13 protein-coding genes are annotated in these 12,544 nt (G+C 67.1%); 4 read left to right on the forward strand and 9 right to left on the reverse strand.

Translation table 11 applies throughout. From position 1 onward, the window contains the following. Position 1: 1 nt before the first annotated feature. The 4 genes from ACIQCN_RS09570 to acs are packed head-to-tail and all read right to left on the reverse strand — an operon-like array spanning position 2 to position 5,194. Positions 2-496 (reverse strand): CoA-binding protein, encoded by a 495-nt coding sequence (locus ACIQCN_RS09570; RefSeq protein ID WP_400606603.1) that lies wholly within the window; start codon positions 494-496, stop codon positions 2-4. Further along, positions 493-1,848 carry an O-acetylhomoserine aminocarboxypropyltransferase/cysteine synthase family protein gene (locus ACIQCN_RS09575; RefSeq protein WP_400610621.1) on the reverse strand — a complete coding sequence of 452 codons (1,356 nt, stop codon included), beginning with the start codon at positions 1,846-1,848 and terminating at the stop codon, positions 493-495. The genes ACIQCN_RS09570 and ACIQCN_RS09575 overlap by 4 nt, the downstream gene beginning before the upstream one ends. Next, positions 1,848-3,038 (reverse strand): dimethylsulfone monooxygenase SfnG, encoded by a 1,191-nt coding sequence (gene sfnG, locus ACIQCN_RS09580; RefSeq protein WP_400606607.1) that lies wholly within the window; start codon positions 3,036-3,038, stop codon positions 1,848-1,850. The genes ACIQCN_RS09575 and sfnG overlap by 1 nt, the downstream gene beginning before the upstream one ends. Further along, a complete protein-coding gene (gene acs / locus ACIQCN_RS09585; protein ID WP_400610623.1) occupies positions 3,035-5,194 on the reverse strand; it encodes an acetate--CoA ligase in 2,160 nt (719 codons plus the stop codon). The genes sfnG and acs overlap by 4 nt, the downstream gene beginning before the upstream one ends. 286 nt (positions 5,195-5,480) lie before the next feature. Between acs and ACIQCN_RS09590 the strand changes: the two genes are divergently transcribed. Then, positions 5,481-5,906, forward strand: a complete 426-nt coding sequence (locus tag ACIQCN_RS09590) for a CoA-binding protein (RefSeq protein ID WP_400606612.1) — start codon at positions 5,481-5,483, stop codon at positions 5,904-5,906. A gap of 14 nt (positions 5,907-5,920) precedes the next feature. Here ACIQCN_RS09590 and ACIQCN_RS09595 read toward each other — a convergent pair whose 3' ends face one another. Both ACIQCN_RS09595 and ACIQCN_RS09600 read right to left on the reverse strand, forming a co-directional pair. Further along, entirely contained in the window at positions 5,921-6,544 is a 624-nt protein-coding gene (locus tag ACIQCN_RS09595) for a hypothetical protein (RefSeq protein WP_400606614.1), read from the reverse strand. Positions 6,545-6,558: 14 nt separating this feature from the next. Next, entirely contained in the window at positions 6,559-7,113 is a 555-nt protein-coding gene (locus tag ACIQCN_RS09600) for a DUF1990 family protein (protein WP_400610625.1), read from the reverse strand. A gap of 45 nt (positions 7,114-7,158) precedes the next feature. On the opposite strand from ACIQCN_RS09600, the gene ACIQCN_RS09605 reads away from it, so the two are divergent. Both ACIQCN_RS09605 and ACIQCN_RS09610 read left to right on the forward strand, forming a co-directional pair. Then, positions 7,159-8,193 (forward strand): isopenicillin N synthase family dioxygenase, encoded by a 1,035-nt coding sequence (locus tag ACIQCN_RS09605; protein WP_400610627.1) that lies wholly within the window; start codon positions 7,159-7,161, stop codon positions 8,191-8,193. A 10-nt stretch (positions 8,194-8,203) separates the two neighbouring features. After that, the gene (locus ACIQCN_RS09610) at positions 8,204-8,497 is read left to right on the forward strand and encodes a DUF503 domain-containing protein (RefSeq protein ID WP_400606621.1); all 294 of its coding nucleotides are present in this window, start codon (positions 8,204-8,206) and stop codon (positions 8,495-8,497) included. Positions 8,498-8,599: 102 nt separating this feature from the next. Here ACIQCN_RS09610 and purL read toward each other — a convergent pair whose 3' ends face one another. Genes purL through purS form a run of 3 tightly spaced genes read right to left on the reverse strand, consistent with a single transcriptional unit; the run spans position 8,600 to position 11,932 of the window. Next, on the reverse strand, positions 8,600-10,909 hold the full coding sequence (gene purL, locus ACIQCN_RS09615; RefSeq protein ID WP_400610629.1) for a phosphoribosylformylglycinamidine synthase subunit PurL: 2,310 nt from the start codon (positions 10,907-10,909) through the stop codon (positions 8,600-8,602). Further along, entirely contained in the window at positions 10,906-11,679 is a 774-nt protein-coding gene (gene purQ, locus ACIQCN_RS09620) for a phosphoribosylformylglycinamidine synthase subunit PurQ (protein ID WP_400610631.1), read from the reverse strand. Before purQ ends, purL begins: the two co-directional genes overlap by 4 nt. Position 11,680: 1 nt before the next feature. Next, the gene (purS, locus tag ACIQCN_RS09625; protein ID WP_045730009.1) at positions 11,681-11,932 is read right to left on the reverse strand and encodes a phosphoribosylformylglycinamidine synthase subunit PurS; all 252 of its coding nucleotides are present in this window, start codon (positions 11,930-11,932) and stop codon (positions 11,681-11,683) included. A gap of 212 nt (positions 11,933-12,144) precedes the next feature. On the opposite strand from purS, the gene ACIQCN_RS09630 reads away from it, so the two are divergent. Next, entirely contained in the window at positions 12,145-12,330 is a 186-nt protein-coding gene (locus ACIQCN_RS09630) for a hypothetical protein (protein ID WP_400610633.1), read from the forward strand. Positions 12,331-12,544 lie beyond the last annotated feature (214 nt).

A 12,544-nucleotide genomic window follows, 5' to 3' on the forward strand; every position in this document is an offset into this window, starting at 1 on the left:
CCTAGGCCAGGACCTGCCGCCTGGAGGAGATCACGCCGGTATCGAAGCCGGCCAGGTGCAGCCCGCCGTGGAAACGGGCGTGCTCGATCTTCACGCAGCGGTCCATCACCACGTTGAGCCCGGCCGCCTCGGCGTCCGCGGCCACGCCCTCGTGCCACGAGCCCAGCTGCAGCCAGAGGGTCTTGGCCCCGGCCGCAACGGCTTCCTCCAGGACGCCCGGAAGGTCGTCATGCTTGCGGAACACATCCACGATGTCCGGGCTTTCGGGAAGGTCCGCGAGGGAGGCGTACGTTGGCTGGCCAAGGATCTCCTTCACCACGGGATTGACGAAATACACCTTGTACCGCGTGGAGGACTGCAGGTAAGTGGCCACGAAGTAGCTGGCCCGCGACGGTTTGTCGGAGGCCCCCACGATGGCGACCGACTTGGCCGCCCGCAAGAGCGACAGGCGCTCGGGGGCGGCGGGGCCTTCCCAGGTCCGTTCAGCAGTGCTCATGCGCGTACTCCGATCGTGCAGGCGTCAGCCGCCTCCTCAGGGCGGACGACGGCGCCATCCGCAGTTGCGTCCTGGGCCTCCGTAAGGGCCTGGTCCAGGTCCCACAGGATGTCCTCGATGTCCTCCAGGCCCACCGAAATGCGGACCAGGTCCTCCGGCACGCCGGCCGACTCGAGCTGTTCGGCGCTCAGCTGCTGGTGCGTGGTGGATCCTGGGTGGATCACCAGGGTGCGGGAGTCACCCACATTGGCCAGGTGCGAGGCCAGCTGGAGCGACTCGATGAACTTCTGCCCCGCAGCGCGTCCGCCGGCAACACCGAACGAGAACACCGAACCCGGTCCCTGCGGCAGGTACTTCCTAGCCCGCTCGAAGTGGGGGTGGGAGGGCAGGCCGGAGTAGTTAACGTAGGCCACGCGCGGATCTGCGTCCAGCCATTCGGCCACGGCCTGCGCGTTCTTCAGGTGCTCGTCCAGGCGCTGCGGGAGCGTTTCCACGCCCTGCAGCAGCTGGAATGCGGACTGCGGCGAGAGGGCAGGCCCGATGTCGCGCAGTTGTTCACAGCGGAGCTTGGTCAGGAAGCCGTACTCGCCGAAGTTGCCCCACCAGGAGACGTTGCCGTAGGAGGCCACGGGCTCGGTCATGGTGGGGAACTTGCCGTTGCCCCAGTCGAAGCGGCCGCTCTCGACGATCACGCCGCCCAGGGTGGTGCCGTGTCCGCCGAGGAACTTGGTGGCGGAGTGGATAACGATGTCCGCTCCGTGCTCGATCGGGCGCACGAGGTACGGCGTGCTCAAGGTGGCATCCACCACCAGGGGGACGCCGGCGTCGCGCGCCACCTTCGCCAGCCCCGCCAGGTCCTGGACTTCCGAGGACGGGTTGGCCACCACCTCGACGAAGATCGCCTTGGTGTTGTCCCGGACCGCGGCTGCGTAGTCCGCCGGGTCCGTGCCGGGCACGAACGTGGTGTCCACGCCGAAGCGGCGCAGGGTGACGTCCAGCTGGGTGACGGTGCCGCCGTAGAGCTGGGATGCGGCTACGATGTGGTCGCCCGCCTGGGTCAGCGCGGCGAAGGTGAGGAACTCCGCTGCCATGCCCGACGACGTCGCAACAGCACCGATGCCGCCCTCCAATGAGGCAATGCGCTCTTCGAAGGCTGCCACCGTGGGGTTTCCGATGCGGGAGTAGATGTTGCCGTACTTCTGCAGGGCGAAGAGGTTGGCTGCGTCCTGGGTGTCCTTGAACACGAAAGAGGTGGTCTGGTAGATGGGCACCGCGCGGGCACCGTGCTCGGCGTCCGGCGTGCCGCCGGCGTGCAGGGCGCGGGTGCGGAAACCGAACTTGCGGTCAGCCATCAGGCGGCCACCGTTTCAGCGACAGGTGCCTGGGAGAGGTCCAGCTCGGTGCCGTTCTTCCGGGCGAGGTCAGCCTCGAGTTCACGGACGATCGGCAGGATGTCCTGGCCGAACGCGGCGATCTCTTCCTGGAAGTGCAGGTAGCCGGTGAGGAACAGGTTCACGCCGATCTTCTTGTACTCCACGATGCGCTCGGCGATCTGCTCCGGGGTGCCGATCAGCTGGGTCTTGAAGCCGTCGTTGTACTGGACCAGGTCCTCGAACGTGGAGTCGGCCCACATGCCCTTGCCGTCCTTGGTGGAGGGCCCGGCCTCCTGCACGGCGTCCCGGAAACCCTGAACGGCCGGCTTGTGTGCCTTCTCCACGATCTCGCGCAGGGTGTCGCGGGCCTCCTTCTCGGAGTCGCGGGCAATGACGAAGCCGTTGAGGCCAAAGCGCGGGGCGGCGAGGGCACCCTCGGTGCCGCGCTTGGTTTCACCGGAAGCGGCAACCACGCCGGCGATGTTTTCCTTGAAACCTTCCAGGTCCTTGCCGTTGGAGAAGTACCAGTCCGCTACGCGGCCCGCGGTGGCCTGGGCCGCCGTAGAGTTTCCGCCGAAGAAGATCTCCGGGTGGGCGCGGCCGGGAACGTTGACAGGGGCCGGGTTCAGGGTGAAGTCCGTGATGTTGTAGTACTTGCCGGACTGGCTGTACTCCTGCTGGGTCCACAGGCCGCGGAGGACGCGGATGAACTCCTCTGTGCGGACGTAGCGCTCATCGTGCTCCAGCCATTCGAGGCCGAAGTTTTCGAACTCCGCCTTCAGCCAGCCGGAGACGATGTTGACGGCGGCGCGGCCGTTGGAGATGTGGTCGGCAGTGATGATGTACTTGGCCAGCACGCCCGGGTGCCACATGCCCGGGTGGACCGCGGCGATGACCTTGAGCCGTTCCGTGGCGGCCAGCAGCGCCAGGCTGAACGAGGTGGCCTCGTGCTGCTTGTCCGCGCCGTAGGAAGCCGCGTAGCGGGTCTGGGACAGGGCGTATTCGAAGCCGGAGTTCTCGGCGATGCGCGCCAGCTTCTTGTTGTACTCGAAGTCCCAGCTGGTGCGCTGTTCGATGGTGGATACCACCAGGCCGCCGGAGACGTTGGGAACCCAGTATGCGAACTTGAGCGGTTCGGAGAGCCGGGCGACGTTGCTGATCTCGGTCATGAATTTTCCTTTGCTTGGGTCCGCTCGCGCAGGACGTCCTGGATGCCGGCAACCGCCGGCTCATTCTGGAGTGAGGTGGTATCGCCAAGGGCGGTCCCCTCGAACAATTGGGTGAGCAGTCGGCGCATGATCTTGCCGCTGCGGGTCTTGGGAACATCGGGAACCACGACGACGTCGCGCGGCTTGGCGATGGGGCCGATCGCCTTCGCGACGTGCTGCCGGAGTTCGTGCGCGGTTGGGCCTGCCGCGCCTGGCGCCGCCTCCCGAAGGACTACGAACGCCACGATGGCGTGGCCGGTCTTCGGATCCGCCACCGGACAGACACCCGCTTCCACCACGTCCGGGTGGGACACCAGGGCGGACTCGATCTCGATGGTGGAGAGCAGGTGGCCGGAGACGTTCAGAGTGTCGTCCACCCGGCCCAGGATCCAGATGTCGCCGTCCTCGTCGTACTTGGCGCCGTCCCCGGCCAGGAACCAGCCCTGGTCCGAGTACTTGCTCCAGTACGAATCGAAGTAGCGCCGCGGGTTGCCCCAGACGGTCCGCGCAATGGCCGGACCGGGGGAGTCGACCACAATGAATCCCTGGACGCCCGGCGGCACTGCGGCGCCGCCGTCGTCCACCACCCTGGTGCTGACGCCGGGAAGGGGCCGGGCCGCGCAACCGGGCTTGAAATCCGTGTCCGTCTGCGCGGGGGAGAGAATGGCGGCACCCGTTTCCGACTGCCACCAGGTGTCCACCACCGGTGCGGTGCCGCCCCCGACGTTGGCGCGCAGCCAGCGCCACGCCTCCGGGTTCACCGCCTCGCCCACGGTGCCCAGCATCCGGATGGAGGAGAGGTCGTATGACTCCGGCACGCCGTCCGGGAACCAGCCCATGAGCGAGCGGACCAGGGTTGGCGCCGTGTAGTACTGCGTGACGCCATAGCGCTCGATGATTTCGAAATGCCGGCCCGGGTGCGGGGTGTTGGGGGTGCCTTCGAAGATCACCTGGGTCACGCCGTTGGACAGCGGTCCGTAGATCTCGTAGGTGTGGGCGGTGACCCAGGCCAGGTCCGCTGTACACCAGTGCACGTCCTGGTCGCGGAACGCCGGGTCCGGGTTGCTGAACAGGTGCTCGAAGCTCCAGGACGCCTGCGTGAGGTAGCCGCCGGAGGAGTGCACCAGGCCCTTCGGTTTTCCGGTGGTGCCGGAGGTGTACATGATGAACAGTGGGGTTTCGGCGTCGAACGCCTCGGGTTGATGGACATCCGGCGCATTCCCGACGACGTCGTGCCACCACACGTCGCGGCCTTCGGTCATGTTCACCGTGTGGAGGTCCTCAGCGGGCGTCGTGCGGTTCACCACCAGGACGTGTTCGACGGCGTTGTTCCCGGCCACCGCTGCATCGGCGTTGTCCTTGACCGGAACTGCCACCCCGCGGCGGTACTGGCCGTCCGTGGTGACCAGCAGCTTGGCGCCGGTGTCCTCCACGCGGAACCGCAGGGCCTCGGCGGAGAAACCGCCGAACACCAGGGAGTGGATGGCCCCGATCCTGGCCACGGCAAGGGTGATGATGACGGTTTCCGGGATGACCGGCAGGTAGATGACCACGCGGTCGCCCTTGGCGATGCCCAGCGCCAGGAGGGCGTTGGCTGCCTTGGCCACCTCGCGCTGGAGTTCGGCGTAGGTTATGGTGCGGCGGTCGCCGGGTTCGCCCTCGAAGTACAGGGCCACCTTGCTGCCCAGGCCGTTGGCCACGTGGCGGTCCACGCAGTTGTAGGCCACATTGAGCCTGCCGCCGTCGAACCAGCTGATCTGCGGGCCGGTGCCGGCCGCCGCGTCAGCCGGTACCCAGCGGTGGGCGGTGTGCCAGGGGGATTCCCAGTCCAGGCGCAGGGCCTGCTGCTCCCAGAAGGCGACATTCTCCGGGGACACGATGGTGCTGCTGTGACGCGCCGGGCCGCCGGACGGTACGCCGTGCACGGCATCGTCTTCCGGCCCGGTCGAGGACCATCCCGAAGAGCCGGAGGCGGGGCCTGGCGCGTCACGCAGCCCTGCTTCGACCGCCGTCGCGTTCGAAGTGGCGTTGGGGGAACCTGCGCCGGGCACGCCGTTGGCGGCCATGGCAGTGTTCCAGGTGGAAACAGGCGCAGCAGTATCAATTTCAGGGGTCATGGTGCTCCATCGATCCTGGCAGTAGCACCCTTCACCGCCCGCCGGGGATGGTCGCCTCGGCACGTGCTGCTTTTCAGGCGGCAAGCCGCCCTAGGGATGCTGCGGCTTCATTGATCCAGGTCTCTCGGCCGCTCGGGATGGTCACTACCCACTACAGCGGAACCGCACGGCATTGGCCAAATCGCCGCATCCGGCGCCGTAATATTCGTTCACAGGCGCCAGCGCCGCACTCATTCAGTCACTTATTCGGCAGAAAGGATGTGCGCCGACGGCGTAGGCTTGGCATATGGCCCACACCAACGATCCTGAAGTCATCGAGCGCCTCATGCGGAACAAAGGGCGGTGGGCCATCGTGGGCCTGACCACCAACGAGTGGCGCGCTGCCTACGACACGTCGCTGTTTATTCGGGACCGGCTGGGCATGGAAATCATCCCCGTGAACCTGCCCGGCGATCCCGTCCACGGCGAAACCGGGTACCGCACGCTCGCTGGGATACCGGCGGAAAAGCACCCTCTCGACGTCGTCGATTGCTTTGTGAATTCGCAGAAGGTGGGCGCCGTGGTGGACCAGGCGATCGCCGTGGGCGCCAAAGCTGTCTGGCTGCAGCTGGGCGTGGTGGACGAGGCCGCCGCGGAGCGCGCCAAGGCTGCCGGGCTGGACGTGGTCATGAACCTCTGCCCCGCCCAGGTGGCCTGGCAGTACAACCTCTAAGGGCCGGCGAACGCTCAGTCGACGGCGAGGGCCCGCTCGCAGGACCGGATGGCGTCCCTGGCCTCCTGCTGCTGGTCCGGAGTTCCGGCGCGTTCGGCCCATTGCTCGGCCAGCTGGAATTCCACAATTGCCTCGGGGTAGCGCCCGGCTTCCTGCAGCGTGCCGCCCAGCGCGGCGTGCAGCGCCGGCAGCCAGCGGCGGGCGCGGGAGTCATGGGCGGTGGCAGCGTATTCGATGGCGCTGCGGGCCCACGGTTCGGCGTGGGCCGGGTCCGCCGCGGCCAGCATGGCCAGGGCGTCCACGGCGAGCAGTTCCTCGCCGAGATGGTCGCCCAGCTCCGCCGCCTGCTCAAAGAGGGGCACCGCCATGGCGGAATGGCCACCTGCGTGCAGCAGCCTGCCCCGCTCCAGCAGGACGCGGACCGCGACGGTGGGCTCCTCGCCGTCGATCCCGTCCAGCAGCGCATCCGCCTCCTCGAAGCGGCCCTGCATGCCCATGGCCCGCCCCAGCTGCGTGGCGAGCTCCGCTTTCTCGTCGGCGTCGTACTCCTGGCCTGCCATGGCTTCCTGGAACCGCTGCCCGGACAGCCCGGGATCGGCGTAGTTCCACAATCGGTCAAGGGTCTTCTGGTCCAGCATGTACCTTCTCCTGATCAGCTTTCACCTGCGGCGAGTGTGCGTGCCCCTTCAATGTACCGGGAGGTCACGTACCGCTGCGCCGCCCGGGTGGCCAGCGCTCCCGCAGCGTAGAACCAGTTGGCCGGCCTGCTGAAGGCGGTGATCCTCAGGACCACCCTTCCGGCGGCGTCGATTGCCACCTCGAATGATTCCTCGCCCCGGGCGGGGTGGCCGGGCAACGTGCCATATCCGAAACCCGCCGACTGCGCCCCCGCTGCGACGGTTGGGCGGCGCACCCACACCACTTCACAGGGCGCGTCCAGCCGGAAAGGGCCGGCGCCGAACCCACTCACCACGCGTGCACCGGGGTGGGCGACGGCGGCATCCGCACGAACGCGCAGCCCCGCCAGCCGCTGCAGCTGCCAGCCGAGGATGCCGTGGGCAACGCGGAGATACACGTCCCTGCCCTCACCGAGATACTCCTCCCGGACCACGGAGCGATAGCCCTCCGGAACGCGTCCGTCCTCGGTAAAACCGATACCCGGGTAGTTGAGCTGCATGTGCTTGGTCTTCCTTCCGGGCTGCCGCATTCTGCGAGCCTACAAAGGCACCCTGCTCGATGCTAGTCTGCCAAGATGCCACACGATCAGGGGACCATACCTGTCCTGGACCTTAGTACAGCACGCCGGGCCGACGGGTCCTTCAATCCAGAGTTCATCGAGCAACTTCGCTACGCCACGCACAACGTGGGTTTCTTCCAGGTGACGGGCTACGGCGCCGCGCCCGGACAGGCCGAACACCTCCTGGAGGTGATCCGCCGTTTCTTCGCGCTGCCCCTGGAGCAGCGGATGAAGCTTGACAACCGCCTCTCGCCACACTTCCGCGGCTACACCCGAATGGGCACGGAAGTCACCCAGGGCCGGGCGGACGCACGGGAACAGATTGACTATTCGCCGGAGCGCGAACCCGTTCCGGACTACCCTGCGGGCCAGCCCTTCTGGCTGCTCCAGGGCCCCAACCTCTGGCCGGACGAGTTCTTCCCCGAACTCAAGCCCGCCGCCATGGAGTGGGCGGAGCTGATGTCTTCCGTAGGCATGGAACTGATGCGGGCCATCGCGGTGACGCTGCGGCTGCCCGAGGACTACTTCGACGAGCCGTTCCAGGGCACCCCGGCCTGGATGGGCAAGCTGGTGCACTACGTGGGAGGCGTGGTGGAGGCGGCCGGTGACCAGGGCGTGGGCTCGCACGCGGACTACGGTTTCGTGACCCTGCTGCTGCAGGACGACGTCGGAGGCCTCGAGGTCCTGCCCCCGGGCGCCACCGGGTGGGCTCCCGTGGAACCCATCCCGGGCGCGCTGGTGGTGAACCTGGGCGAAATGCTGGAGGTAGCCACGGAGGGCTACCTGGCCGCCACCATCCACAGGGTGCAGGCTCCGCCGCCGGGCGTGGACCGCTATTCGGTGCCGTTCTTCTGGTCGCCGCGGCTCGATGCGGTGATCGGGCCAGTTCCGCTGGATCCCGAGCTCAAGGCTGCGGCGCGGGGCATCACCGACGATCCGGCCAATCCGCTTCTGTCCTCCTTTGGCATGAACATGCTCAAGGGCAGGATGCGCGCCCACCCGGACGTGACCGAGCGGCACTATCCCGGCCTGGTGCTGCCGGGGCGGTAGGCAGCTCGGGATGTGGATCGGCTGGATCGAGTTCGACATCCTCCTCGGGGATGTGCACAGCCTGAAGGAGAAGCGGTCGGTGGTGCGCCCCCTGCTGGCTGAGGTGAAACGCCGGTTCGAGGTCTCGGTGGCCGAGGTAGGGGACCAGGAACAGTATCGGAGGGCCAGGCTGGGCGTTGGCCTGGTGGCAGCGGACCGGGCGCACCTCGCGGAGGTGCTGGCCGGCGTCGAACGCTTTGTGGCTGCCCGCCCCGAAGTCGACCTGTTGAGCGCCCGCCAGCGTGAGCTCCACAGCGAGGACTGAACCGGCTGGACGCGTCAACAAAAGTCCGCGCCGGTTCCGGACATCCGCGCCCCGGGTCAGGGGTGCGTTTGTCCGGAACCGGCGCGGATTCCTTGTGGAGCGTTAGCCGAAGTACTTCGGCAGGGTACCTTCGTGGGCCTCGCGGAGGGCGTCCAGGGACAGGCCTTCCACGCCGTTGATCTCCAGCTTGCCGCTAGCCGCGTCCACCACGCCGATGCGGGTGTGGGCGAAGCCGCGGGCGGTGCACATGTCCGTGAAGCGGACTTCTTCGGAGCGGGGCACGCCAACGATCGCGCGGCCCTGCGACTCGGAGAAGAGCGCGGTGAACAGGTCCACGCCGTCGCGGTCCATGACGTCCTGCAGCGCGATCCTGGCACCGACGCCGTAGCGCAGCGACGACTCCACCAGGGCAGCCGCGAGGCCGCCTTCGGAGAGGTCGTGAGCGGAGTCGATCATGCCGTCACGGGACGCATTGATCAGGATCCCGCCCAGGGCGCGTTCGGCCTCGAGGTCCACCTTGGGGGGCTGCCCGCCCAGGTGGCCGCGCATGTTGGCCCATTCGGAACCGTCCAGCTCGGCAGCCGTGGTGCCGAGCAGGTAGATCGCCTGGCCGTCCTCGCGCCAGCCTGACGGCGTGCGGCGGGCGACGTCGTCGAGCTTGCCCAGCACCGCCACCACGGGGGAGGGGTGGATGGGGGTGCTGCCCGTCTGGTTGTACAGCGAGACGTTGCCGCCCGTGACCGGAATGCCCAGCACCATGCACGCGTCGGACAGGCCGCGGATGGCCTCGGCCAGCTGCCACATGACATCCGGGTCCTCGGGTGAGCCGAAGTTCAGGCAGTCGCTGACGGCCATCGGGATGGCACCCGAAGTGGCCACGTTGCGGTAGGCCTCGGCCAGTGCCAGCTGTGCGCCGTGGTACGGGTCCAGGTAGGTGTAGCGGCCGTTGGCGTCGGTGGCCAGGGCAACGCCCAGGCCCGTTTCCTCGTCCACGCGCACCACACCGGCGTCGTCCGGGAACGCCATGGCGGTGTTGCCGCCCACGTACCGGTCGTACTGGTTGGTGATCCAGGATTTGGAGCACATGTTCGGCGATGCCACGAGTTCAGTTACGGCGGCAGCCAGGGAAGCCGGGGAAGACGGGCGGCCGGCGTCCTGCACGGAACCGGTGAAGGTGTCGGCCTGGACGGAGTCCTGCCACTCGGGGCGGGCGTACGGGCGGTCGTAGACCGGTCCGTCGTGCGCGACGGTGCGGGGATCGACGTCGACAATCACCTCGCCTTCCCAGGTGATGATCAGGCGGCCGGTGTCGGTCACCTCGCCCAGCCAGGAGTGCTCCACGGCCCACTTGTCCATCACGGCCTCGAACGCTTCCACGTTCTCCGGGGTTACCACGGCCATCATGCGTTCCTGCGACTCGGACATCAGGATTTCGCCCGGGGTCAGCGTGGGGTCGCGCAGCAGGACGGAGGTCAGCTCAACCTGCATGCCGCCGTCGCCGTTGGAGGCCAGTTCGGACGTGGCGCAGGAGATGCCTGCCGCGCCGAGGTCCTGGATGCCCTCCACCAGGGAGCCCTTGAACAGTTCAAGGCAGCACTCGATGAGGACCTTCTCGGCGAAGGGGTCGCCCACCTGGACGGCGGGACGCTTGGACGGCTTGGTGTCGTCAAAGGACTCGGAGGCCAGCACTGAAGCGCCACCGATGCCGTCGCCGCCGGTGCGTGCACCGAACAGGACCACCTTGTTGCCCTTGCCGGAGGCGTTGGCGAGGCGGATGTCCTCGTGGCGCATGACGCCTACCGCGAGGGCGTTGACCAGCGGGTTGCCCTGGTACACGGAGTCGAAGACCATCTCGCCGCCGATGTTTGGCAGGCCCAGCGAGTTGCCGTAGCCGCCGATGCCGGCAACGGCACCGTGCATCACGCGTGCCGTGTCCGGGTGGTCGATGGCGCCGAAGCGCAACGGGTCCATGACGGCCACCGGGCGGGCGCCCATGGAGATGATGTCGCGGACAATGCCGCCGATGCCGGTCGCGGCGCCCTGGTAGGGCTCAACGAACGACGGCGAGTTGTGCGATTCGATCTTGAAGGTCACGGCCCAGCCGTCCCCCAGGTTGGTGACGCCGGCGTTCTCGCCGATGCCCACCAGCATGTCCTTCTTCATTTCCTCGGTGACCTTCTGGCCGAACTGGCGCAGGTGGTTCTTGGAGGACTTGTAGGAGCAGTGCTCGCTCCACATGACGGAGTACATGGCCAGTTCCGCGCCGGTGGGGCGGCGGCCCAGGACCTTGACGATCTCGTCGAATTCGTTCTGCTTGAGGCCAAGCTCGGCCCAGGGCAGTTCGGTGTCCGGGGTCTTGGCGGCGTTCTCGACGGTGTCGATGTTGAACTTCTTGGTGGTTTCGGTGGTCACTTGTCGCCTCCCACAATCTTGGTCAGTACGGAGGTGAAGAAGCCCAGCCCGTCGGTGTCGGAGCCGCCGATGCCATCAAGCGACTCAGGACCGAATCCAACTTCCACGGCGTGCTCCGGATGCGGCATGAGGCCCACCACGTTGCCGGCGGCGTTGGAGATGCCGGCGATGTCACGGCGGGAGCCGTTCGGGTTGAAGCCCACGTAGCGGAACACGACGCGGCCCTCGGCCTCAAGCGCGTCCAGCGTCTTTTCGTCCGCGATGTACTGGCCGTCCTGGTTCTTCAGCGGGATGGTGATCTCCTGGCCTGCTTCGTAGTCCAGGGTCCAGGCGGTGTTGCTGTTCTCCACCCGCAGAACCTGGTCGCGGCACAGGAACTTCAGGTGGTCGTTCTTGATCATGGAACCGGGCAGCAGGTGCGACTCGGTGAGGATCTGGAAGCCGTTGCAGATGCCGAGGACCGGCAGCTTCGCTTCGCTGTTGGCGGCGTCGATGATGCGGGACATCAGCGGAGCGAACCGGGCGATCGCGCCGGCGCGCAGGTAGTCGCCGTACGAGAAACCACCGGGGATGATGACGGCGTCCACGTCACCGAGTCCGCTGTCGCCGTGCCAGAGTTCGACGGCGGTGCCGCCGGCCAGACGGACGGCACGGGCTGCGTCGCGGTCGTCAAGGGTTCCGGGGAAGGTGACGACGCCGATCCGGGCGCCGGCAAGGCGGGGTTCCGCCGCAACGGCGACGGCCTCGCCGATCAGGGGAAGTTCAGTCATGTCAGGCCTCGACGACCTCGACGTTGACGACGTCCTCGATCACGGGGTTGGAGAGGAGGGTCTCTGCGGCGTTGCGGGCCTGGGCCAGGATCTCCTCGGTCACCTCGCCGTCAACGGTCAGTTCGAAGCGCTTGCCCTGGCGGACAGAGCTGAAGCTGGTGAAGCCCAGCCGGGGGAGGGCCCCGACGATCGCCTTCCCCTGCGGGTCCAGAATTTCGGGCTTGGGCATGACGTCAACAACGATCCGGGGCATCCGGTAACTCCTGTGCGTGAGCTTGGGTAAGGGCGCAGCGGAGTGGTGCCGTCTTACGCCGTACCGTCTGTTGGGGACCTTCAGGGTGAACAGTGTGGACGGGCGCTCCGCGAGCTTGCTCCTCTATTCTAGCGGCCGCGGCACCCTCCCTGAATCAGGGGCCGGGGCAGCCTGCTCTGGAGATGTTGGGGGCCGCTCACTAGGATTGGCGAATGGCTGAGAATTCCAAATCCGTGCTGTTGCCCGTGGTTGCCGCGGCTGTTTTCGCCGGCTTGGGGCGGATGGTTCTGCAGAAGATCAAGGCGGACAGGCAGGCGCGAAACATCCGTACCGCCGGGCCGGTGGACGAGAAAACCCGGAAATGGATCAGCGAGGTGGTCCGGACGCCACGGGAGTAGCCTTCCCCGGAATCCGCAAGCACGGCAGGGCGCCTTTCGGGGCGCCCTTTTTTGCGGCCGGACCGGGCCTCAGTGCGGTTACCAAGCGGGATGTGACAAGCCAAAAATTCCATAATGTGCCCTATGTCATATTTGGCTCTCACTATGTACTGTGTGAATCGTCTGGTCGTATGGCATTACAAAATTTGTAATGCATGATTCGTGCCAGTCGTTT

The sequence above is a fragment of the Pseudarthrobacter sp. NPDC092424 genome (genome assembly GCF_044754925.1).
In the GTDB taxonomy this organism is placed as follows: Bacteria; Actinomycetota; Actinomycetes; order Actinomycetales; family Micrococcaceae; genus Arthrobacter.